This window comes from Arthrobacter sp. CAL618 (assembly GCF_000468215.1).
GTDB lineage: Bacteria > Actinomycetota > Actinomycetes > Actinomycetales > Micrococcaceae > Arthrobacter_D.
Genome location: NZ_ASZW01000200.1, coordinates 1 through 21566, shown reverse-complemented (window position 1 = coordinate 21566; position 21566 = coordinate 1). Strand labels below are relative to the sequence as shown.

At 63.4% G+C, this 21566-nt stretch carries 24 protein-coding genes; 12 read left to right on the top strand and 12 right to left on the bottom strand.

Annotated features, from left to right (window positions below):
- Positions 1-41: 41 nt before the first annotated feature.
- The 5 genes from K728_RS0112280 to K728_RS0112260 form a co-directional block, all read right to left on the bottom strand.
- Complete coding sequence (locus tag K728_RS0112280) at positions 42-983, bottom strand: YihY/virulence factor BrkB family protein (protein ID WP_019481996.1); 942 nt, start codon at positions 981-983, stop codon at positions 42-44.
- 110 nt (positions 984-1093) lie between these two features.
- Positions 1094-1729, bottom strand: a complete 636-nt coding sequence (locus tag K728_RS0112275; protein WP_019481995.1) for a 2'-5' RNA ligase family protein — start codon at positions 1727-1729, stop codon at positions 1094-1096.
- Positions 1719-2753: a tryptophan--tRNA ligase gene (gene trpS, locus K728_RS0112270; protein WP_019481994.1), complete on the bottom strand. Its 1035-nt coding sequence runs from the start codon at positions 2751-2753 to the stop codon at positions 1719-1721. The genes K728_RS0112275 and trpS overlap by 11 nt, the downstream gene beginning before the upstream one ends.
- Before the next feature lie 19 nt (positions 2754-2772).
- Positions 2773-3588 carry an exodeoxyribonuclease III gene (locus K728_RS0112265; RefSeq protein ID WP_024476898.1) on the bottom strand — a complete coding sequence of 272 codons (816 nt, stop codon included), beginning with the start codon at positions 3586-3588 and terminating at the stop codon, positions 2773-2775.
- Between the two features lie 105 nt (positions 3589-3693).
- Positions 3694-4233 carry a hypothetical protein gene (locus K728_RS0112260; protein WP_019481992.1) on the bottom strand — a complete coding sequence of 180 codons (540 nt, stop codon included), beginning with the start codon at positions 4231-4233 and terminating at the stop codon, positions 3694-3696.
- A gap of 173 nt (positions 4234-4406) precedes the next feature.
- On the opposite strand from K728_RS0112260, the gene K728_RS0112255 reads away from it, so the two are divergent.
- Together K728_RS0112255 and K728_RS0112250 are read left to right on the top strand one after the other, a co-directional pair.
- The gene (locus K728_RS0112255) at positions 4407-5189 is read left to right on the top strand and encodes a CHRD domain-containing protein (RefSeq protein WP_019481991.1); all 783 of its coding nucleotides are present in this window, start codon (positions 4407-4409) and stop codon (positions 5187-5189) included.
- Between the two features lie 16 nt (positions 5190-5205).
- A complete protein-coding gene (locus K728_RS0112250; protein ID WP_024476897.1) occupies positions 5206-5898 on the top strand; it encodes a class F sortase in 693 nt (230 codons plus the stop codon).
- A gap of 18 nt (positions 5899-5916) precedes the next feature.
- On the opposite strand, the gene K728_RS0112245 is transcribed toward K728_RS0112250, so the two are convergent.
- The 4 genes from K728_RS0112245 to K728_RS0112230 are packed head-to-tail and all read right to left on the bottom strand — an operon-like array spanning position 5917 to position 9034.
- Entirely contained in the window at positions 5917-6276 is a 360-nt protein-coding gene (locus K728_RS0112245) for a VOC family protein (RefSeq protein WP_019481989.1), read from the bottom strand.
- Positions 6277-6331: 55 nt separating this feature from the next.
- Positions 6332-7153, bottom strand: a complete 822-nt coding sequence (locus K728_RS0112240) for an ABC transporter permease (RefSeq protein WP_026040971.1) — start codon at positions 7151-7153, stop codon at positions 6332-6334.
- 44 nt (positions 7154-7197) lie between these two features.
- Positions 7198-8112, bottom strand: a complete 915-nt coding sequence (locus tag K728_RS0112235; protein WP_019481987.1) for an ABC transporter permease — start codon at positions 8110-8112, stop codon at positions 7198-7200.
- Complete coding sequence (locus tag K728_RS0112230; RefSeq protein ID WP_024476896.1) at positions 8105-9034, bottom strand: ABC transporter ATP-binding protein; 930 nt, start codon at positions 9032-9034, stop codon at positions 8105-8107. Before K728_RS0112230 ends, K728_RS0112235 begins: the two co-directional genes overlap by 8 nt.
- A gap of 262 nt (positions 9035-9296) precedes the next feature.
- Here K728_RS0112230 and K728_RS0112225 point away from each other — a divergent pair, with 262 nt between their 5' ends.
- Genes K728_RS0112225 through K728_RS19340 form a run of 3 tightly spaced genes read left to right on the top strand, consistent with a single transcriptional unit; the run spans position 9297 to position 10714 of the window.
- Positions 9297-9698 (top strand): VOC family protein, encoded by a 402-nt coding sequence (locus K728_RS0112225; RefSeq protein WP_019481985.1) that lies wholly within the window; start codon positions 9297-9299, stop codon positions 9696-9698.
- Entirely contained in the window at positions 9695-10177 is a 483-nt protein-coding gene (locus tag K728_RS0112220; RefSeq protein WP_019481984.1) for a mycothiol transferase, read from the top strand. Before K728_RS0112225 ends, K728_RS0112220 begins: the two co-directional genes overlap by 4 nt.
- 39 nt (positions 10178-10216) lie before the next feature.
- Positions 10217-10714, top strand: a complete 498-nt coding sequence (locus K728_RS19340; protein ID WP_019481983.1) for an SRPBCC family protein — start codon at positions 10217-10219, stop codon at positions 10712-10714.
- A gap of 146 nt (positions 10715-10860) precedes the next feature.
- On the opposite strand, the gene K728_RS0112210 is transcribed toward K728_RS19340, so the two are convergent.
- Genes K728_RS0112210 through glyA form a run of 3 tightly spaced genes read right to left on the bottom strand, consistent with a single transcriptional unit; the run spans position 10861 to position 13198 of the window.
- Positions 10861-11763, bottom strand: a complete 903-nt coding sequence (locus tag K728_RS0112210) for a bifunctional methylenetetrahydrofolate dehydrogenase/methenyltetrahydrofolate cyclohydrolase (protein ID WP_019481982.1) — start codon at positions 11761-11763, stop codon at positions 10861-10863.
- The gene (locus K728_RS20970; RefSeq protein ID WP_019481981.1) at positions 11760-11912 is read right to left on the bottom strand and encodes a hypothetical protein; all 153 of its coding nucleotides are present in this window, start codon (positions 11910-11912) and stop codon (positions 11760-11762) included. Before K728_RS20970 ends, K728_RS0112210 begins: the two co-directional genes overlap by 4 nt.
- Positions 11906-13198, bottom strand: a complete 1293-nt coding sequence (gene glyA, locus K728_RS0112200) for a serine hydroxymethyltransferase (protein ID WP_035747985.1) — start codon at positions 13196-13198, stop codon at positions 11906-11908. Before glyA ends, K728_RS20970 begins: the two co-directional genes overlap by 7 nt.
- 314 nt (positions 13199-13512) lie before the next feature.
- Here glyA and purU point away from each other — a divergent pair, with 314 nt between their 5' ends.
- From purU to K728_RS0112160, 7 genes are all read left to right on the top strand, one after another.
- Positions 13513-14376, top strand: coding sequence for a formyltetrahydrofolate deformylase (purU, locus tag K728_RS0112190; RefSeq protein WP_024476893.1), 864 nt, complete (start codon positions 13513-13515; stop codon positions 14374-14376).
- 133 nt (positions 14377-14509) lie between these two features.
- Positions 14510-15031 carry a gamma carbonic anhydrase family protein gene (locus K728_RS0112185; protein WP_019481977.1) on the top strand — a complete coding sequence of 174 codons (522 nt, stop codon included), beginning with the start codon at positions 14510-14512 and terminating at the stop codon, positions 15029-15031.
- Between the two features lie 32 nt (positions 15032-15063).
- A complete protein-coding gene (locus K728_RS0112180) occupies positions 15064-16266 on the top strand; it encodes an ROK family transcriptional regulator (RefSeq protein ID WP_019481976.1) in 1203 nt (400 codons plus the stop codon).
- 119 nt (positions 16267-16385) lie between these two features.
- Positions 16386-17924: a multiple monosaccharide ABC transporter ATP-binding protein gene (mmsA, locus tag K728_RS0112175; RefSeq protein WP_019481975.1), complete on the top strand. Its 1539-nt coding sequence runs from the start codon at positions 16386-16388 to the stop codon at positions 17922-17924.
- 17 nt (positions 17925-17941) lie between these two features.
- Positions 17942-19213: a multiple monosaccharide ABC transporter permease gene (gene mmsB, locus K728_RS0112170; RefSeq protein ID WP_019481974.1), complete on the top strand. Its 1272-nt coding sequence runs from the start codon at positions 17942-17944 to the stop codon at positions 19211-19213.
- Between the two features lie 51 nt (positions 19214-19264).
- Positions 19265-20347: a substrate-binding domain-containing protein gene (locus K728_RS0112165; RefSeq protein ID WP_024476892.1), complete on the top strand. Its 1083-nt coding sequence runs from the start codon at positions 19265-19267 to the stop codon at positions 20345-20347.
- A 74-nt stretch (positions 20348-20421) separates the two neighbouring features.
- Positions 20422-21510, top strand: a complete 1089-nt coding sequence (locus K728_RS0112160) for a Gfo/Idh/MocA family protein (protein ID WP_024476891.1) — start codon at positions 20422-20424, stop codon at positions 21508-21510.
- Positions 21511-21566 lie beyond the last annotated feature (56 nt).

The window sequence follows — 21566 nt, the reverse complement described above, 5'->3', positions numbered from 1 at the left end:
CGTTTCTGGTTAACGGGGGCTGTTCCCCCGTCGCAGGCTCGCTAGTCTTTCCGCCGTCCTGCGACGCGGCTGCGCTGCTTTAGCGACCGGCCATGCCGTGGCGCGAGCCCCGCTTCGGCGTCGGCCGCACCAATGGCGCCCCACGCCGCAGCAAGCAGGTAGACTTGGCTGAGCAGGAAGAACCAGACAAACAATCCGACGACGACGGTGAAGGGCGCCAACAGTGGGTTGCCTCCACCCACGCTGCCGAGGAGCAGGGTGCTGAACGTCCGCAGCACAGTGCTTCCAACCGCGGTGACCAGCGACGACTGGATGAGCAGGCGCCGTGTCTGATTGATTCCCGAGGCACGGCGGAACAGGATCACGGCCACGGCGAAGTCCAGGACCAGCATGATGGCTACCCCGGCGAGCTGCGTGAAAGGCCGCCCGGTGTCGCCGAACCCCAGCCAGTCGAACACCACGTCCAGAAGGGTGTTGGCAACCAGGCCAACCACGGTGGTGAGGATCATCGCTACCCCCAACACGAGCAGCGTCCCCAGATCCTGGACCCGGATCAGGATGGGGTGTCTAGGGATTGGGGGGAGGGCGAAGATGCCTCTCATCGCCTGTCTGACACCGGCAATCCAGCCCAAGGCGGTGATTGCCGTGATGATCGTGGAGACGATCAGGGTGAGGGTCAAGCCATCCCCTGCATTGAAAAGCTGTTCGGGGGTGGCCAGACCGGGACCGTCCTCCTCCATTTTGAGGATGCCCGGTGCCGCTGAATTCACCGTTTCGACAATCAGGTTCTGCAACGGTGCATTGCCGGAGACCACCAGACCGAGAATCGAGAAACCAGCGAGTAACAGTGATGCCATGGAGAAGAACAGCCTGTACGCAATACCCGCTGCCATGAGCGGACCACGCCGGACCGCGTACAGATGGAACACCCGCACTGGCCGGAGGACGAAGATCCGCGCCAGGAGGTAGTTGATGGTCGCCATTATCAGTGGCAAACCCGTTGTGCCCCGCCGTTTCACCTTGNNGGGCGTCAATCACCTTCAGTTTGAGGTGGGTTAGCTCGGCCGGACGAGGCTCGTTGTAGAAGTCGGTCTCAGCCGGGGTGATCGCCCTGGTTTTGATCTTGGCCAAAGCTTAGCTCTTCCCTCAGTCGCCAGATACCGCACGAATCGTGCTCATACAACCCCATAGTACGGACCATGAAGGAAGCCTCGAACCCCTTCAACCGGGCCTCCGCGCCGTCCATGCTCGCCACACTGACATCGTGGGCGACCGTCACATGCGGGTGGAAAGGGAACTCCAGCGACCGCTCCAGTGGCCCTCGCTGGAGTTTGGTGTGCAGGTCCACGCAATCCTCGAAGCCATCCTCCAGGTTGAGGAACACCACTGGGGAGACGGGCCTGAACGTTCCCGTACTTTTCAACGTCACGGTGAAGGCGTGCTGTCCGCGGGCAACCTCACGGACGTGCTCGATGGTTGCGTCCCAGTCCGTTGCCGGGGTGGTTGTCACGAGGGTGATGTGGGCCGGAATGAGATCAGCCATCGGATCACCAAAGGATGCGCGCCAGCGTCCGAGCTCCGCCGCCAGCGGCTCAGGTACCGCGATGACCACACCGACGCAACTCTGCGAGGCGCCGGCTGCCGGTGGCACGGCCATCCCCTCGGCCGGTGCCTGCTGGTGGCTGGTAGTGGTGGAGCTGATCGGCTGGTCCATGCGGTTAGCGCGCACCGCCCAGCGGTGGGAGGAAGCCGACCTTCGAATACACGTCGGCGAGGGTGGCTGACGCGATGGTGCGTGCCTTCTCGGCACCGCGGGCCAGGAGCCTGTCCAGTTCGGCTGGATCGGCAAGCAGTTCCTCGGTGCGGAGGCGGATCGGCTCAAGGTGGGTCACCACGATGTCCGCCAACTCGGTTTTCAGGTGCCCGTACATCCGCCCCTGGAAGTCCCCGACGACGTCGTCAATGGTCTTGCCGGTGAGCATCGAGTAAATGGTGAGAAGGTTCGAGATGCCCGGCTTGGCTTCCTTATCGAAGCGGATCTCGGTATCGGTATCAGTGACCGCCGACTTGATCCGCTTGGCCGTCACCTTCGGGTCATCCATCAGGTTGATCAGTCCCGTCGCCGAGCTGGCCGACTTGGACATTTTCGCCGTGGGGTTCTGCAGGTCGTAGATTTTTGCCGATTCCTTCTGGATGAAGGGCTTCGGCACCACGAACGCTTCGCCGAACCGGGAGTTGAACCGTTGCGCCAGGTCGCGACTGAGTTCGACGTGCTGCCTCTGGTCCTCCCCTACCGGCACGCCCTCCGGCTGATACAGGAGGATGTCGGCGGCCTGAAGGATGGGGTAGGTGAACAGCCCCACGCTCGCCGCATCGGCGCCCTGTTTCTGTGACTTGTCCTTGAACTGGGTCATCCGTGACGCCTCGCCAAACCCGGTGATGCAGTTCAGCACCCACCCGAGCTGAGCGTGTTCCGGCACGTGTGACTGCACAAACAAGGTGCACTTATCAACGTCGACGCCGCCGGCAATGTACTGCGCGGCGGTGCGGCGGGTGCGTTCTGCAAGCTCGCCCGGTTCCTGCGGAACAGTGATCGCGTGCAGGTCGGGAATGAAGTAGATTGCCTCATACTCGTCCTGCATCCGCACCCAGTGCACCAGCGCCCCGAGGTAGTTGCCCAGGTGGAGGGACTCGCCCGAAGGCTGCATGCCGGAGAGCACCCGCTGCCGTGCACCGTTGGTGGTAGTCGTCATGGTTAATGAATCCTGAAAGTTAGAGCCGGTAATCGACTACCAGCGGAGCGTGGTCTGAGAAGCGCGTGTCATACGAGGGTGCACGGTCGACGACGGCGTCTGCTGCAGCGGCAGCGAGGCCCTCGGTGGCGAGGTGGTAGTCAATCCGCCAACCGGTGTCGTTGTCGAACGCCTGACCGCGCCAGGACCACCAGGTGTAGGGGCCATCGACGTCGCCCGCAAGGCGGCGGTGCACATCAACGAAGCCGAACTCGTCATCAAAGAACCGGTCAAAGTAGGCGCGTTCCTCGGGCAGGAAACCCGCCTTCTTCACGTTGCCTTTCCAGTTGCGGATATCGAGTTGGGTGTGCCCCACATTGAGGTCACCCACCAGCAGGGTGTGGTCCCGGGTGCGGCGCAGTTCCGGCAGCCGCTCCGAAATCACGTCGAGGAATCGGTACTTGTCGTCCTGCTTGGGGCTGTCGACTTCACCCGAGTGCACATACGCGCTGACGACGGTGAGGGTTACTCCCCCAAGATCAAAATCTGCTTCGACCCACCGACCGGCGGTGGCGAAGTAGTCGTCGCCGATATGGGTGCGGGTTGCGGTCGGTGCGATTCGCGAGGCGATCGCGACTCCGGCGCGGCCCTTGGCCTCGGCTTCGGCATGCAGGATGTGCCACGATTCCCCAAGGAGCCCTCTGAGGACGTCGTCGGGTGCACGGACCTCCTGGAGGCAGAGGATGTCGATCTCTCGTTCCGCGAGCCAGTCGGCCATGCCTCGTTTGTAGGCCGCACGGATACCGTTGACGTTGACCGTGGCGACGCGCAGGAGTGACCCGTTGGCTCGGGACAACCCGTCGGTGAAAGCTGTCGTTGCTGCAGTGGAACTCACCCGCTCCACCCTACCCGAGCGCTCTGACGAATGAGGGCGAAAAAGAGGCGGCGTTGGTTGCCATTGTCAGTCGACAACGGTGCCCTCCACCGGTCCGTCATCGTTCTTCTTCATCATCGACCGGGCGTTGTGCGACGTGATCTCGATGGTCTCGAGCGCCCGCCCCACCGTCTCCTCGTCGCTGGACTTCCCCGCGGCCAGATGGTCCCGGATTACCCGCACCTGAACCTGAACAATTTTGAAGCTGTGGTCCAGTTTCATGTCGCGGGCCAAAGTGGCCTCATCGACCACCCCGGTGCTGGTGGAATCCTGGATGCCGTTGGCACGGTTGAACTGCTGCTGGGCCTCGTTGATCCGCGCCGCCGCATTGCGGGCTGCCGTCCTGAGGCTGAAGACCACGAAGCTGAAGACCAGGAGCCAGCCCAGCGAGATGATGGCAACCAGCCATCCGACGACGTCGTTCTGGTTGGCGGCAAAGACCACAGCCACCAGGAAGACGATCAACATAATGCTCATCCCGATGGTGCCCATGCGCAGGCTCAGGCCTCGACCCGCTCCCGCTGGGGTGCCGGACTCGAACGGTTTCTGGTTCCCAAGAGGCTTCATACCCCCATTCTCGCAAATGGGGGCAGGGAAGGAATGACCTTCCACCGTTGGCGAACGCTCAGGCTCGAAAGTTTATTTTATTCCCCACCCATCCGTGATCGGCACCACTCCGAAGTATTAGTATGTGTGCTGATCATTGCGCGCTAACACTCGCTCTATGGAGGAAAAATCACATGAATAAGAACTTGCGTCTTCTCGCAGTCCCCACCCTCGCCCTCGGCATGGTTGCCATGGCCGGTGCGCCAGCAATGGCCGACCACGCCAACGGCTCATACACCGTCGACTTCCAGCAGCTCAGCGGCACCACCGGTACCGCTACGTTCGCGATGGACATCGATGACAAGACTGCCACCGTAAACCTTCAGGTCTCCGGTCTCGGCGAAACCTTCATGGATGCGCCGTACCCACACGTACAGCACATCCACGGTGGCGCCCAGGGCACCTGCCCCACCATGGCCGATGACGCCGATGGTGACGGCATCCTCTCCACCACCGAAGGCGCAGCCGCCTACGGTGGCATCCAGACCACTTTGGGCACCAGCGGCGACACCAGCCCAGCTGCCGGCCTGAACCTTGAGCTCGCCGGCCAGGGTGGAAACTACTCCATCGAGCGCACCTTCGAGATGAACGCCGAGACCCTCGACGCCATCGAAGCCGGCACCGCCGTCGTCGTCATCCACGGCCTGGACCCAGCAACGTCAAGCTCCGAAGAGGCCTTCAACGCTCCCTCGGACCTCGAGCCTTCACTTCCACTGGGCGCCACCTCACCAGCACTCTGTGGTGTTGTGACCGCTTCACAGATGGGTGAAATGCCTGAGGGCGGCGCCGACACCGGTGTTGCACAGTCCACGTCAACCAACAACATGGGCATGCTCGCCCTCGGAGGTGGCCTCGTTCTGGCTGCTGCCGTTGGTGGCACCTACGTTGTTCGCCGCAACGCTGCAGACAACGCATAAGGAATAGTCTGATTTCATGATCAGCGCTAAAAACGGTCGTCGTCGAGGCTTTGTGGCCTCGGCGGCGACCGCCCTTTTGATTCTTACCGCCTGCGGTGCCGACACACCCCCTGAAGGCACGGGGCCTGCCGCGCCGAGCCCTTCGGCGTCGTCCTCGGCTGCGCCTTCGACCGCCACGCCTTCCAGCCCGGCACCTACCTCTGCTGCGTCAGAGGCCCCCAGTGCGGTTCCCACCCCGGAGCTGCCCGCGGTCCTTGAAGCGTCCAAGCCGGTGTCGTTCAACATTCCCACGATCGCCGCTGAATCCGAGCTGCTGCATCTCGGGCTCCGGGATAACGGCTCCCTTGAGGTGCCGCCCGATGGACCTGGGGCGCCAGCGAGTTGGTATGACCAGTCCCCCACCTCGGGCGAACGGGGGCCATCCGTCCTGCTCGGCCATGTCAATGCGACCGGTGGCGGCCCAGGCGTGTTCGCCGACCTGCGCGCCCTGCAGGCCGGCGACGAGATCAACGTGGTCCGCGAGGATGGGAGCACTGCCGTGTTCGCCGTCGACCGCGGCGAGCAGTACCAGAAAGACGGCTTCCCCACCCTTGAGGTCTACGGAAATACTGACGCCGCCGAGCTGCGCCTGATCACCTGCGACGGCTACAACCCGGAGACCGGCGAGTTTGACGACAACTACGTGGTCTACGCGACTCTCGTACCGTAAGCCAGTTCGGTGGCCTGGTTACCAGCTGACGAGGCAGAACGGGTGCCCGGCCGGGTCGAGGAAGACCCGGTGGGCTTTGGAGCCTGAGTTCATGCTCACGGCGCCCAAGGCCAGGACTTTCGCCTCGGCAATGTCCAGGTCATCGACCCGAACATCGAGGTGCACCTGCTGCGGCAGGTCCTGGCTGGGCCAGCGGGGCGGCGTGTAGTCGCTCACCCGTTGGAAGCCGAGCGCGGGCCGGTCCGGCGCATCGCCGATGGAGATCCACCCGTCGTCGTCGTGCTGGACCCTGATCATGCCGAGCAGGTCCTCGTAGAACGACGCGAGCCGATCGGTGTCCGGACAGTCGAAAACGGTGGCTTGCCACTTTCCAATCATGCTCCAGTATGTTCCAGCCTCCCTCCGGGATGGAACCCCTTCGAGCAGCAAACTGCTACTTCAGGAACAGCTTCCGCAGCCGGCTGGTGGTCAGCACCATGCCGACCAGGATCATCACCAGGTAGTAGAGGATGTGGATGCTCGTCGCGGCGGTGAAGGTGCCCACGCTGATTTGGCGCAGCAGCTCGACGCCATGCCACAGCGGCAACGCCTGGATGAACCACTGGATGCCCTGCGGGTACACGCTCAATGGGTAGAACGTCGCCGAGAACAGGAACATCGGGAGCATCACAAAGTTAATCCAGTCCATCTGCTGAAACGTCTTCATATAGCTGGTGATCCCCATCCCGAAGGAGGCGAACCCGAACGCGATCAGCACCGACGCCGGGACCATCAGCAGCGCCCACGGCGTGGTGATCAGGCCCATCATGCCCATCACCGCGGTGAACCCGGTGGCGTACATCGCGCCGCGCAGGAGCGCCAGGAAGATCTCGCCGATCGCCACATCCAGCGGCCCGAGCGACGTGTACAGCATGCCCTGGTAGAGCTTCGCGAAATTCATCTTGAAGAACACGTTCCAGGTGGAGTCGTACACGGCGCCGTTCATCGCGGAGACGGCCAGCAGCGCCGGTGCGATGTAGGCCGCGTAGCTGATCTCCTCGCCGCCGGGCCCGACGACGGTCCCCACCAGTGCGCCGAGGCCCACCCCCATCGAAATCAGGTACAGCACCGGCTCGAAGAAGCCCGAGACCATGATCAGCCAGTTACTGCTTTTCGTGGCGCGCAGCCCGCGCGCGATTACCGCTTTCGCGTTGCGGGAGTAGAGGGCGCTGAAGCGTCGGGTCTGCGGGGTGATGCGGTAGTCGGCGTCGGTCAGCGGGTCAGCCGACGACGGCGCTGCGGAATGGGTCAGCTTCTCGGTCACTTGCCCAACCTCCGTGCGTAGGTCCTGCGGGCCAGACGCCAGCCGAGGGCGGCCAGCACCACCAGGTACACCACGTGAATCACGGCCAGCCAGATCGGCACCGGGAAGCCGTAGGTGAGCATCCGGCCCAGTTGCGTCCCATGCCAGAGCGGGGAAATCCAGCCGATCCACTGCAGGTAGATCGGCAGCGTGTCGAGTGGGAAGAAGGTGCCCGAGAACAGGAACATGGGCGTCACCAGGAACCGCATCACTAACGCGAACTGCCCCTTGTCTTCCTGCACACTGGCCGAATACGCCATCAGCGGCAACCCGAAGGACAGACCGCAGAGCACAGCCACCGGCACGGCCACCCAGCCCCACCCCGACGGCGAGGCACCGAAGGCGGCGACAATCCCAAAGTAGATCGCGCTCATGAGGATCAACCGCAGGCTGATGGCGATGATGTAGCCGTTGACAATCTGGTGGACGCCGAGTGGTGAGGCATGCGGCCCGTAGTAGACCCGCCGCCACTTGAAACCGTCCATCACCGGGTAGGTGAACTCGGTGGCGGCGGTCATGATGGTGGCGGATGCGAGCAGGGCCGGTGCGATGAATGCGAGATAGCTGACCCCACCGAACGCATCGGAACTGTTCTGGTCCACCAGGGTGGCCAGGCCAACCCCCATGGCGAACAGGTACATCACCGGGTTGCCCACGCTGTAGGCGAGGAGGGTCCAGCGGTACCCATTCATGACCCGCAGGGCGTGCTCGGCGTAGTACCAGGAACCGAACCGTTTGGCGCGGTCGGCCGCGACCTGCGGTGAGTGGGCGCGTAGCGTCGTCGTCGGCGGCTGGATCGCCGTCTTGCTGGTGGGGCCCTTCTGCGTTGCGGCGGGCTCGACGCCGGCGCCAGGGCTGGGCGGGTTAGTCAACGAGACTCCTCCCGGTCAGGCGCAGGAACACGTCCTCCAGCGAGGACCGCCGGACCAGGGAAGTGATGGGGTGCAGGCCGCGAGCGGTGACCTGCTCGAGGGCGGCTTCGCCGTCGTGCGTGTAGATGAGGACGCGGTCGGGCAAGGATTCCAGCCGGTCGCCGATGCCCTGGAGTTCGGCGGCGACGGTGGTGTTGCGCTCGGAACCGAACCGCAGCTCGAGCACCTCGCGGGTGGAATGCTCGCGGATCAGCTTCGCTGGCGAGCCCTCCGCCATGATCTTGCCCTTGTCCACGACCACGAGCCGGTCGCAGAGCTGCTCCGCCTCGTCCATGTAATGGGTGGTCAGGATCAGGGTGACCCCTGATTCCTTCAGGCGGAACAGCCGGTCCCAGAGGATGTGGCGCGCCTGCGGGTCAAGGCCGGTGGTCGGCTCATCGAGCAGCAGGATCTTTGGTTCGTTGATCAGCGAACGGGCGATGGTGAGCCGGCGCTTCATACCGCCGGAGAGCGAGTCAACCTTGGCTTTCGCCTTGTCGGTGAGCTGGGCGAATTCGAGCAGCTCGTCCGCCTTGGGCTTGAGGTAGCTCAGGGGCAGGCCGAAGTACCTCCCGTAGACGATCAGGTTGTCGCGGACCCGGAGTTCCTCGTCGAGGTTGTCCTGCTGTGGCACCACCCCCAGATGGGCGCGCACCTGGGGACCATGCTGTTCAGGGTCGAGCCCCATGATGGTCAGTGACCCCGAGGTACGCTGCGACACCCCGCCGATCATCCGCATGGTGGTGGATTTACCGGCACCGTTGGGTCCCAGCAGGCCGAAGGATTCACCGGCCGGCACATCGAAGGAAATGTCATCGACCGCGGCGAAGTCACCGTAATGCTTGGTGAGATGTCGGGCGGAAATGACGTAATCGCGGGTCACTGAGTTGGGCACCTGCTCAGCCTAGGGGATTTGTCCCATTGGGAAAAGCCAACCAGAATCTTTATTCTGGGTCGCAATCGCACCACCGCCCACAGCGGAGGAAAAAATCGAAACTCCTACTACTCAGCTCGATCAGCCTCGCCTAGGATGGCGAAATGTGCGTATTGGCGCCGACGTACCTGTGTCCCTACCCGATGACAGTCAGGAATCAGACCATGAACTCCTCCCGCACCCGCCCATTCGACGTATGTCGGGGATGCCCATGACGGCGCCCCAGATCTACGTCAGTTTCCCTGGTACCGCTCGTGAAGCCCTGAGCTTCTACGGGCACGTTTTCGGTGGAGAACTCGCCTTGCATACCTACGAAGACTTCGGTCGTAGCGATGGGCCAGGAAACGCTATCGCGCACGGAGTTCTGAGCGGTGTCGTTGCTCTGGCCGGATCGGATGCCGGGGCTGGCGGGAAGACGGTCCGGTTCGAGGGGATGATGCTTTCGTTGTTGGGTACCGCCGAGCCGGCAGTGCTGCATGAGTGGTTCGATAAGCTCGCTGATGGCGGCTCGGTCATCGACCCGCTAACCCCGAAGCCGTGGGGTGCCTCCGACGGCCAGGTCGTTGACCGCTACGGACTCCACTGGCTCGTCGGTTATGAACCCGGGTTGTGAGCGACGCGCAACTGCTCGCACAGCTAACGGCAGGCCGCGAGCATGTGCTCCGTGCTGTCGAGGGGCTACCAGAGGATGCACTTCACCGGGTGATGGTGCCTTCCGGTTGGTCCGTGAGGCAGCTACTGAATCATCTGGCATTCGATGATGAGATGTTCTGGATTTCGGCCGTCCTTGGCGGCGACCGGAGAGCCATCCAAAACCTCCATAACGGATGGGCATCGGAGCCGATGACGGGGATGGAGGCGATCACCACCTATCGGCGGGAGATCGTTCAAAGCGACACAATCCTCGCTGGCGTCGACCTCAATGACCCGCCGCGATGGGTGCCCCCAGCAGATGTCTACGGAGGCCCACCCATGCATGATGGGCGCGAGATCATCTATCGGGTACTCACGGAGACCTCCGTCCATGCCGGGCACCTGGACATCGTGCGTGAACTCCTCGACGGGCATCAAGATCTTGTCGTCGCCTCCTAGGAGTGCTCCCGCCCTGGAATCCGAGTTGAGGGAAGACCGATGGTGCACCACACACAAACAGAACGAAGCTTTACCCTGACCCGCAATCTGCAAGCACCCCGCCACCTGGTGTTCAAAGCCTGGACCGATTCGGAACATCTCGCCTGGTTCTATAACCCAGCCATGCCCACTCCATCGTCCCCGATAGAGGTCGATCTGCGGGTGGGCGGTGCATGGAGGCAACAGATGGTCGTAAATGAGGAACTTCACTACCCAACCGGCGGGGAGTATCTCGAAATCGTTCCCGACGTACGACTGGTTTTTCGGTGGGGAGCCGTCGGCGGGTGGCCGGACCTCGAGGGAGACCAGCAGCGGGCGGCGCCCGTCGTGAGCGTCAACCTCACGGATGCCCAGGAAGGCACCCGACTCGAGTTCACGGTGAACTTTCCCGACCACCTGCCAACTGAAGAGGTTCGGAACCTCATCGATGGCGGCACACGAGATGGTTGGGGCGCCACCCTTGATCGAATCATCCACAGCACCGCCCTCACAGCCTGACATCAGGAACGGGCTACGAAAAGGGCGTCGGGGGTTATCACCACGCTTCGGGAAAGCTGCTGCAGGCCGCGACCGTGAAGGGCTCCTACCAGACCGAACTCGTCCGAGGTTCCACCCGACCTGGTCCGCGCCGTGCGTACCTGGTTTCAGTGTGCGACGGCGATCCCGGCCTGCCGCTCGGCGGCTTCCACCACGTTGGCCAGCAGCATGGCGCGGGTCATCGGGCCCACGCCGCCGGGGTTGGGTGAGAGCCAGGCAACCGTCGAGGCGGCCGCTGGTTCGACGTCGCCCGTGAGCTTCGCCTTGCCGGTCTCGGGGTCTTCCACGCGGGTGACGCCAACGTCGAGCACGATCGCCTCGGGCCTCAGGTCCACCGCCTTGATCATGCCGGGGAAGCCCGCCGCAGCGACCACGACGTCGGCCTGCCGCAGCAGGTGGGGCAGGTCAACGGTCCCGGTGTGGGCCAGGGTGACCGTGGCGTTGATGTCGCGGCGGGTGAGCAGCAGGCCGAGGGGCCTGCCGACGGTGACCCCGCGACCCACCACCAGAACGTTCTTCCCGTTCAGGCTGATGCCGTGCCGGCTGAGTAGTTCGACGATGCCGTGCGGGGTGCAGGGCAGCGGCGAATCCAGCGGAGCGCCCACGTTCAGCACCAGCTTGCCAAGGTTGACCGGGTGCAGCCCGTCGGCGTCCTTCCCCGGCGCCATTCGTTCGAGGATGGCGTTGGTATCGAGATGTTTGGGCAGGGGCAACTGGACGATGTAACCGGTGGTGGCGTCGTCGTCGTTCAGTTCATCGATGACCTGTTCCAGGTCCGCCTGCGAGATGTCGGCGGGCAGATCCCGGCGGACCGAGGTGATGCCGACCTGTTCGCAGTCGCGGTGCTTTCCGGCGACGTAGGAGTGACTCCCGGGATCGTCCCCCACCAACACGGTGCCGAGACCGGGGGTGATACCGCGCTCCTTAAGCGTGGCGATGCGGTCGGTCAGCTCGGACCGGATGGCCGCGGCGGTTTTCTTACCGTCGAGGATCTGTGCGGTAGGGCTCATCTGATGTGGCCTGCTTCCAGTTGCTCAAGGACGAATGCTTTGCCGCGGTCGCAGCAGCCGGTGAAGCAGCACTCGCTGGTGGGGATGTCGTAGTCAGTCGAGGCGGCCGCAGCAGAGTCCAGCGCGCCCTCCGGGAGGTCTTCTACCACTGCTCGTGTTCGGGGTAGAGCGGGAAGTCGGCGGTAAGGGCCAGCACGCGGGCGCGCAGTACATCCGCAGCCGCGCCAGGCTTCAGCGCCGTCGCGATGATGTCCGCGACCTCGGTGAACTCTTCCGCACCGAAGCCTCGGGTGGCCAGCGCCGGGGTGCCGATGCGCAGACCGGAGGTGACCATCGGTGGGCGTGGGTCAAACGGAACCGCGTTGCGGTTGACGGTGATGCCGATTGAATGCAGAAGGTCCTCGGCCTGCTGGCCGTCAAGCTGCGAAGCGCGCAGATCCACCAGGACAAGGTGGACGTCGGTGCCGCCGGTCAGCACCGAAACGCCGTGCTCGCTCACATCGGTGGCGGTCAACCGGTCGGCAATGATGCGGGCGCCTTCAAGGACCCGCGCCTGGCGTTCCTTGAATTCAGGGGAACCGGCGATCTTGAACGCCGTCGCCTTCGCCGCGATGACGTGCATCAACGGCCCGCCCTGCTGGCCCGGGAAGACCGCAGAGTTGAGCTTCTTCGCCCACTCCTGCTTCGCCAGAATGACGCCCGAGCGGGGTCCGGCGAGGGTCTTGTGCACAGTGGAGGTGACGACGTCGGAGTACGGCACCGGGTTGGGGTGCAGGCCGGCAGCGACGAGGCCAGCGAAGTGGGCCATATCGGTCCAGAGGAGTGCACCCACCTCGTCGGCAATGGACCGGAACGCGGCGAAGTCGAGCTGCCGCGGGTACGCGGACCAGCCCGCAATGATGACCTGCGGCTTCTCGGCGATCGCCTGCGCACGGACCTTGTCCATGTCCAGGCGGTGGGTATCTTCCTCCACACCGTAGGCAGCAACTTCGTAGAGTTTGCCGGAGAAATTGAGCTTCATGCCGTGGGTCAGGTGTCCGCCATGGGCGAGGGACAGGCCCATGATCTTGTCGCCGGGCTTGATCATCGCAGCGAGCGCCGCGGCGTTGGCCTGCGCGCCGGAGTGCGGCTGGACGTTGGCGAACTCGGCGCCGAACAGGGCCTTGACCCGCTCGATGGCGAGGGTCTCCGCAACATCGACGTGCTCACAACCGCCGTAGTACCGGCGGCCGGGATAACCTTCGGCGTATTTATTGGTCAGGACCGACCCCTGCGCCTGAAGGACCGCGCGGGGGGCGAAGTTCTCGGAGGCGATCATCTCGAGGGTGTCGCGCTGGCGGGCAAGTTCGTTGGTCAGGACTGCTGCGATCTCCGGGTCGATCTCGGAGAGGGGCGCGTTGGTGACCGCCGAGGTGGCGGATCCGGTGGCGGGCAGGTGCGAAGTTGTCACAGTAAACTCCTGGGTGGGATACGTTTCTACAGGTCAGGTTACTCGCTGAGTCTTCCGGGCAGCTCCGATATCCGGCCACACTGAAGCATCATCAAGCAAATTCTTGACCAGACGTCCCAGGCGTGCGATCCGTGGTCGGCACTGCGCGCCGTCGTCGTCGGAGCCTTCCTGAAAGAGTCTTCCAGAAATTGCCCGAAGATAACGATGCATGCCGCTTCCTGATGGTGACCCACCTGACGCCAGTCGCGGCACTTCCGAGTGTATCCCGGCAGGCCGATCATTCGAAGTACGCTTGATTTGTGACTGACTCCGCTACCACCCAGACCTCCTTTATCCTGACGCTCTCCTGCGCTGACCAACCCGGCATTGTGCATGCGGTTGCCGGAGCGCTGGTGAGTTCAGGCTGCAACATCACCGAATCACAGCAGTACGGAAGCCCCGACACCGGGACCTTCTTCATGCGGGTAGCCATGAGCACAGCAGCTCCGCGGACGGCTTTGGAGGCTCACTTGGCTCCGGTTGCCACAGCGTTTGGCATGGCCTGGGCGCTGCACGACGACGGCGCGCCCGCCCGGACGCTGATTCTTGCGTCGAAGGCCGCGCACTGCCTCAACGACCTGCTCTTCCAGCAGCGTTCAGGGACCTTGCCGATCGAGATTCCGGCGATCGTCTCGAACCACACCGAGCTTGCCGACCTCGCCGCCTTCTACGGCATTCCTTTCCATCACATCCCGGTCACCCCTGACACCCGGGACGCGGCCGAGGACGCCCTGCGCGCTGTCATCGCCGAGCACAACATCGAGCTGGTGGTCCTGGCGCGCTACATGCAGATTCTCAGCGATGGGCTGTGCTCGGAACTGGTGGGACGGGCGATCAACATCCACCACTCGTTCCTGCCCTCCTTCAAGGGGGCCAAGCCCTACCACCAGGCACACGCCCGTGGAGTGAAGCTGATCGGAGCGACGGCCCACTATGTCACCCCCGCCCTGGACGAAGGGCCGATCATCGAGCAGGAGGTCATCCGCGTGGATCATGCCCGTTCGGCCCAGCAGTTTGTGGCGATCGGGCGCGACGTCGAAGGCCGCACCCTCACCCAGGCCGTGCAGTGGCACGCCGAGCACCGGGTGCTGCTCGACGGCGGCCGGACCATCGTCTTCAACTAGGACACGGGGCTCCTCACCGGGGCCCAGCCTGATTCGGTGAGCACCGTTGACCCTTCCAGCTAGGCTGGCGGCACCGTTGACCCTGCCAGCTAGGCTGGCGGCACCGTTGACCCGGCCAGCTAGGCTGAGGTCCATGGCCCACATCATCGAAATCTTCGGCAAAACCCCCACCATCAGTGAGTCCTGCTTCCTTGCACCGACGGCGTCGATCATCGGCGACGTGGTGCTCGGTCAGGACTCCAGCGCCTTCTATGGCGTCTCAGTACGGGGCGACACCGCGCCGATCCGTGTCGGCGACGGCACCAACCTGCAGGACAACGTCGTGCTGCACGCTGACCCGGATTTCCCCACCACCGTTGGGAACCGGGTCAGTATCGGCCACTCCGCTGTGGTCCACGGTTGCACCATCGGCGACGACTGCCTCATCGGGATGAGCGCCACCGTGATGAACGGGGCGGTCATCGGCGCTGGCTCACTGGTCGCTGCGGGCGCAGTGGTCCTCGAGGGGACGCAGGTGCCACCCCGCTCCCTCGTCGCGGGAGTGCCCGCGAAGGTGCGTCGTGAACTCACCGACAGCGAATTCGAGGCTGTCAAGGAGAATGCCTCGTCCTATCAGGTGTTGGCTCAATCACACCGTGCAGCGTTAACTTCTTGACTACAAGAGGTGCATGTAGCACCCTGTAGTACATGCCCGCAGGACGCCCGAACACCAAGCGTGACTTCGACGGGAATCCTCCAAGCCCGGGTTCCCAGTCGGCTCTTCGGCAACGCAACCAACAGCGCGTTATCGGTGTCCTGGTGGGTGGCCCACAGACCCAGGCGGAACTCGCCCGGCAAACCGGGCTCTCCACCGCAACGGTCTCGAACATCGTCAAGGCAATGGTCGACGCCGGCCTCGCCACCACAGCTCCAACCACCAGCTCAGGCCGTCGCGCCCTCTCGGTCATCCTCAACGACAATGGGTCCCTGGCCGTCGGCATCGACATCGGCCGACGCCACGTGCGAGTTGTTCTGGCCGGACTGAACTATCAGGTAATTCAGGATGAGGCAATCGCCCTACCCCTTGGCCACTGCGCCGAGGAAGGGCTCGACGCCGCCGAGCAGCTCCTCGACCGCCTGCTCCTCAAGGCAGGCGTCGCACGCTCATCGGTGCTCGGCGCCGGGGTTGGCATCCCCGGCCCCATCGACCGCCGCACCGGCACGGTGGTACAGGGTGCGATCCTGCCGGAATGGGTTGGCATCAACATCCTCGCCGCCTTCGGGGAGCGGCTCGGGTTCCCCGTCTTCATTGACAATGACGCCAACCTCGGCGCCCTGGCCCAGGTCACCTGGGGGCCCCACAGTGCGGTCGACAACCTGATGTTCCTGAAGGTCGGCTCGGGCATCGGCGCCGGATTGATCCTCGGCGGATCGGTCTACTACGGCCACGTCGGCATCACCGGCGAGCTCGGCCACAGCACCATCGTTGAACATGGTCTCGTCTGCCGGTGCGGCAACCGCGGCTGCCTCGAAACGGTCGCATCGACCAGCACCATGGTCGACCTGCTTAGCCGCCGCGCTGACGGCCCCATCTCGGTGGACGAACTGCTGAGCCTGGTGCTGGCCGGCGACACGGCGGCGCTGCGAGTGATTGACGACGCCGGCCTCGCCCTCGGCAAAGCGGTCGCCAACGTAGCAAACCTGATCAACCCTGAACTGGTGGTGATTGGTGGGCCGCTCACCAGTCTCGGGGACATCCTGCTGGAGCCGATCCGGCGGGGCCTCCTCCGTAACGCGGTCCCAGTGGTCGGCGAGTCCACCACCGTACTGATGTCTGCCCTCGGGGACCGTACTGAGGCCCTCGGAGGAGCCGCCGTCGTTCTCTCGCAACCGCACCTTCATAACGTTTAGCTACCAATATAATTGCTTATGTGTTCAAGACTTGACTCCAAGCGGCTTGGCAGGGTTAACTTCCTATTCTGACCACTAGGGGTCAGGTACAGCCAATGCCGTCACCAGGGAGGATGCGTATGGAACATCACAAGATTCTGGAAATGCGTTCCATCACCAAAGAATTCCCGGGAGTCAAGGCCCTCGACCAGGTCTCCATCACCGTCGAGGCTGGCGAGATCCACGCGATCTGCGGGGAAAACGGTGCTGGCAAGTCCACCCTAATGAAGGTCCTCTCGGGCCTGTACCCGCACGGCACCTATGACGGCAGCATCATCTTCCAGGGCGAAGAAGTGGAGTTCAAGGACATCCGGTCCAGCGAATCAGCTGGCATCGTGATCATTCACCAGGAACTCGCGCTCATCCCTGAGCTCTCCATCGCCGAGAACATTTTCCTCGGCAACGAGCCGAGCCGAAACGGGGTCATCAACTGGGACTCGGTGAACTCCCAGACCCTTGAACTCATGGCGCGGGTAGGGCTTCGCGAAGAAGCGAACACCCCGGTCAAGGACATTGGCGTTGGCAAGCAGCAGCTGGTCGAGATCGCCAAGGCCCTCAGCAAATCCGTGAAGCTCCTGATCCTCGACGAGCCCACCGCCGCCCTGAACGAATCCGATTCGCAGCACCTCCTCGATTTGATGGCCGGACTGCGATCCAAGGGCATCACCTGCATCATGATTTCCCACAAGCTCAACGAGATCGAACAGATCGCCGACTCAATCACGATCATCCGCGACGGCAAGACCATCGAGACGCTGCATGTGAAGAACGACGGCGTCGACGAGGACCGGATCATCCGCGGCATGGTTGGCCGGTCCCTTGAGTCGCGCTTCCCCGACCACACCCCGAAGATCGGCGAAACCTTCTTTGAGGTCCGCAACTGGAACGTCGGCCACCCGGCCGTCGCGGACCGGCTGGTCTGCAAGGACTCAAGCTTCAAAGTCCGTCGGGGTGAGGTCGTGGGGTTCGCCGGCCTGATGGGCGCTGGACGTACTGAGCTGGCGCGCTCCATCTTCGGACGCTCCTACGGGAACTTCATCTCGGGTGAGATTTACAAGGACGGCGAGCTTGTCACCCTCAGATCGGTGCCGTCGGCCATCAAGCATGGGCTGGCCTACGTCACTGAGGACCGGAAGTCACTCGGACTGAACCTGCTCGACGACATCAAGACCACCACGGTTTCGGCGGCACTGAAGAAGATCACCCGCGGACTGGTGGTGGATAACGACCAGGAATTTGTCGTCGCCGAGAAGTACCGCAAGTCGTTGAGGACAAAGACGCCATCAGTCAACGAGGGAGTGGCCAAGCTTTCGGGCGGGAACCAGCAGAAGGTGGTCCTCGCCAAGTGGATGTTCACCGACCCCGACCTGCTGATCCTCGACGAACCCACCCGCGGCATCGACGTCGGAGCCAAGTACGAGATTTACGGGATCATCCAGGAGCTTGCCAACCAGGGCAAGGGCGTCATCGTCATCTCCTCGGAACTGCCTGAACTGTTGGGCATCTCCGACCGTATCTACACAATCTTCGAGGGAGCCATCACGGGGGAACTAGCCCGCGGAGAAGCTGACCAGGAATCGTTGATGAAACTTATGACCGCCCGCAGGAAGACTGCCTAGCTCTTAGGACCCACCCCATGACCTCCCTCAAACAACTTTTTGGCGGCGATACACGGCAGTTCGGGATGATCTTCGCCCTGCTCGCCCTGGTCGTTTTCTTCCAGATCATGACCGGCGGCAAGACGCTCACCTCCGGCAATATGATGAACCTTTTCAACGGCAACTCGTACATCCTGATCCTCGCGATCGGGATGGTGCTGGTGATCATTGCCGGCCACATCGACCTGTCGGTCGGTTCGATCGCAGCGTTCGCCGGCATTGTCGTCGCCCTGGTGATGCGGGACTGGGACTTCCCCTGGTACCTGGGTATCGTCGTCGGCCTGATCCTGGGTGCCCTGATTGGGGCATGGCAGGGCTTCTGGGTGGCGTATGTCGGCATCCCGGCGTTCATCGTCACGCTGGCCGGCATGCTGCTCTTCCGCGGCGCCAACCAGTTCGTGGGGCAGTCCAACACGGTCCCCGTCCCCCAGGAGTTCCGCTTCATTGGTGCCGGATACCTGCCCGAAATAGGGCCGGATCTGGGCTACAACAACCTCACCCTGCTGCTCGGCTTCGCGCTCGTCGCAGCGGTGATCTACAACGAGGTACGCACCCGCAAGCGTTTCGCCAAGATCGGCGCCGAGGCTCCCCCGGTGTGGGTCTCGGTAGTCAAAATGACGCTGCTCTCGGCGGTCATTCTATACGCCACCTACCTGTTCGCCACCGGCAACCCCGGCACCTCATTCCCAGTTCCCGGGCTGATCCTCGGCGCACTGGTCATCATCTACGGCTTCATCTCCACCAAGACCATCATTGGCCGCCACGTATACGCGGTCGGTGGCAACCGCCACGCAGCGAAGCTGTCGGGCGTCCGAAGCCGCCGGGTCGACTTCCTCGTCATGATGAACATGTCCATCCTGGCGGCGCTGGCCGGCATGATCTTCGTGGGACGCTCCACGGCGTCAGGCCCGTTCGACGGCGTCGGCTGGGAACTCGATGCCATTGCCGCAGTATTCATCGGTGGCGCCGCAGTGACCGGTGGTGTGGGCACAGTGGTGGGATCCGTGATCGGCGGGCTCGTCATGGCGGTCCTGAACAACGGCCTGCAGCTGCTCGGCGTTGGCGCCGACCTGACGCAGATTATCAAGGGCCTCGTGTTGTTGGTCGCCGTCGCCTTCGACGTCTACAACAAGAGCCAGGGCAAGCCCTCCATCACCGGCATGATCATGAAGAATTTCGGCAACAAGGGGAAACCCGAACTGCCGACAGCCACCGAGACCGTCATCTCCAACGACGTTTCCGCCCGCTGACCCTAACCAACACTTCAGCAGTAAGTTATTGAGTCCACTAAAGGAGCAACAATGCGTAAGTACGCAAAATCACTAGCGGCAATCGCCGCAATTTCAGCGTTAGCCATCTCTGGTTGCGGTCGCGACGCCGGGACCGAAACCGAGGGCGAGGGAGGATTCGAGGACGGTGCAGCGATCGGCGTCGCCCTGCCCCAGAAGACTTCAGAGAACTGGGTTCTGGCTGAGGGCTTGTTCAACGACGGCCTCACCGAAGCCGGGTACGAACCCGACGTTCAGTTCGCCAACGGTGGCGTCTCTGAGCAGCAGAACCAGATCAGCTCCATGATCACCAACGGCGTCGAGGTGCTGATTGTCGGCGCCATCGACGGCGCTCAGCTGGGAACCCAGCTGGCCCAGGCCAAGGAAGCCGGCATCACCGTCATCGCGTATGACCGCCTGCTGACGAACACGGAAGACGTTGACTACTACGTGGCCTACGACAACTTCCAGGTGGGCGAGCTGCAGGGCCAGGCATTGCTCGACGGAATGGCCGAGCGCGGCGAAGGTCCCTACAACATTGAACTGTTCGCTGGTTCACCCGATGATGCCAACGCCCAGGTCTTCTTCGACGGTGCGATGAGCATCCTCGAGCCAGAGATCGAGTCCGGCAACGTCGTCGTCGCCTCCGGCCAGACCGAGTTCAACCAGGCTGTCACCCAGGGCTGGGAAGCCGGCAACGCGCAGACCCGCATGGATACCCTCCTGACCGGCACCTACGGTTCCGAGGAACTGCACGGCGTCCTCTCCCCCAACGACACCCTGGCCCGCGCCATCCTGACCTCGGTCCAGGCCAGCGGCAAGGAACTGCCCATCGTGACCGGGCAGGACTCCGAGGTTGAGTCGGTTCGCTCCATCATGGCCGGCGAGCAGTACTCCACCATCAACAAGGACACCCGCGCACTCGTCTCCCACGCCATTGAAATGGTTCAGGGGCTGGGCGCAGGCGAGGAACTCGAGATCAACGATCCCGACTCCTACGACAACGGCGTGAAGGTTGTTCCCGCGTACCTGCTCGAACCACAGATCGTCACCATGGAAAACGCTGCCGAAGCCTACGAGAACGATCCAACGCTCTCCGAGATCGTCAACGAGTAACCGATGTGATTGAAGTAGCCCGGCCCGGATGGGCCGGGCTACTTTTTTGTCCTCAGCCACGCAAAGATAGAACGATGAACCTCCACACACCTGCCCAGCAAATCCCCCGGCCACCCTGCGCCGCACCCGACGCCGCCGATCCGTTCGCAGCCACCGGCGAGCCACTACGCTGGGGCGTCGTCGCCACCGGCCGCATCGCCGGCAACGTCACCCAGGATCTTGCCGGGCTGGAGGACAGTGTTTTGCAGGCGGTCAGCTCCCGATCGCAGGAATCGGCCCGGGCCTTCGCTGAGGAGTTCGGTTTCGTGGCGAGCTATTACGACGCCGACGGCGAGACCGGGTACCAGCGGCTCTTCAACGACCCCGACGTCGACGTCGTCTACATCGCGACCCCCCACGCCCAGCACTACCAGGTGGCCAAGGCGGCCCTGGAATCAGGCAAGCACGTCCTTTGCGAGAAGGCCTTTACCGTCAACGCGCGGGAAGCCGCGGAGCTGATCGACCTGGCCCGGACCCGCAATCTTTTCCTGATGGAAGCCCTTTGGAGCCGTTTCCTCCCGAGCGTCAACCGGGCCTGGGAGATCATTCATTCCGGCGAGCTCGGTGAAATCCAGTGGGTACAAGCCGATCTGAGCTTCCCCTCCGACCACTCGCGCACCCACCGCCTGTGGGACCCGGCTGCTGGCGGCGGGGCGCTGCTTGACCTCACCGTCTATCCGTTGACCTGGGCCCTCGGCGCGCTGGGGTTCCCCGCCGCAGTGACCGCAACAGGGGCCCTGAACGACGACAACATCGACACCCAAAACGCGCTCACCCTCAGCTACGAAGGCGGCGGCCAGGCTCAGCTGACGTCGTCGCTCGTCTCCTCCGGCCCGGGCCAGGCTACCGTGTCGGGCTCGGCAGGCTGGTTGCGGACCGGGTCGGTGCTGCACAACCCGCGGGAGCTGACCATCCACCCCCATCAGGGCGAGCAACGGGTAGAGACCTTTGAGCAGGCCGGTCGTGGCTATGTCTACGAGCTGCGCGAAACCACCCGGTGCATCCAGCAGGGTCTGACCGAGTCACCCACCATGCCCTGGGCCGATACCCTCAACACGATGCGGCTCCTGGACGGGGTCAGGAACCAGCTGGGGCTGCGCTACGCCAACGACGACGGCGAGTAGCGGCCCGTAGCCGACACCCCGGGCACAGTCACGGGCACAGACACGGGCACAGACAC